Annotated in this window: 2 protein-coding genes; both read right to left on the bottom strand. The window is 77.3% G+C overall.

Annotated features, from left to right (window positions below; translation table 11 throughout):
• The coding region (locus tag VR45_RS46475) for a DUF2231 domain-containing protein (RefSeq protein ID WP_045944886.1) at positions 1 to 390 on the bottom strand (390 nt) is incomplete at its 3' end.
• Between the two features lie 342 nt (positions 391 to 732).
• Positions 733 to 1,031, bottom strand: a 299-nt coding sequence (locus VR45_RS39980) for a hypothetical protein (RefSeq protein WP_045944885.1), incomplete at its 5' end; no start/stop codon positions are given.

Genomic DNA, 1,031 nt, shown 5'->3' with positions numbered 1-1,031 from the left:
GTGCAGCAGGCCGGTGCGCATCTGCTGCTCGTGCTGCTCGGCCCAGTCGACCCAGCCCGTCAGTGCGGCCGGGCCCGCGGTGGCCACGCCCACCGCGACGAGGACGCGCGCGGCCCGCTCACAGCCGGGCACCAGGTCCAGCACGGCGCTGGAGAGCCAGGCGCCGACCGGCAGTTGCACGAGCGCCGGGTGCAGGGGGTGGCCGAGCGGGCGCCCGTGCAGGACGCCGCGCAGCCGCCCGAGCGGTATGCCTTGGACCACCCGTTGCAGGGGTTCGACGACGGGGTCGGGCCACTGTGCGCCGGCCAGGGCGTCGAGGGCCTTCAGTGCCCGGGTGCCGGGCCCGGCGCCGGGTCCCGGGCGGTCGGCTGCAGCGGTAGGGGTTCCCATGGTGGTCACGCTGCCAGTACCTCCCGTCGGATGCGGAACTGGGCTGCGCCGACCGGCGTAGCCGTGGGCGGACGGCCCGTGGGTTCGGCCGGCCAGGGCTGCGGGGCCGCGCAGGAGGTCGCCGGACCCGCCCCGGGCGCCGGACGGACACCGACGACGCGCGGACCGGCCCCGTGGTGCAGCGGCTCATGGACGAAGTCGCCGCCCGCGTCCAGGACGAGGAGAGCAACCTCTTCCCGGTGCTGAGCACGGCCTGCACCCCGCAAGCCGCTCGCCCCCGGGCTCGGCCTGGTCGACCGGGTCCGCGACGCAGGCGAGCCCTTCCCGGGAGGCCGGCGGCGGTCAGGGTCGGTCGTCGAGATGGCCGCAGAGCCAGGCCAGCGCCCGATAGGCGCCCAGGGCGGACGCGGCGTCCGCCCGTGTCTCCAGGGCATGGCGCAGGCGGACCTCGGCGGCCCGGCATTCGGCCAGCAGCTGGTTCCGGCACGGCCCGACGGCGCCGACCGCGGCGGCGGCGGTGACCGGTCCCGCGACCTGGACTCCGGCGGCCCACCGGTAGGCGCCCAGGACTGCGTGGTCGAACCCGGTCCAGGGCTGCGGGCGGCGGTTGGCGGCCTCGATCGCGTCGAACACCTCGTCCA

The organism is Streptomyces sp. NRRL S-495, assembly GCF_000966955.1.
Lineage (GTDB): Bacteria > Actinomycetota > Actinomycetes > Streptomycetales > Streptomycetaceae > Kitasatospora > Kitasatospora purpeofusca.
This window is presented reverse-complemented; position numbering and strand designations above follow the sequence as displayed.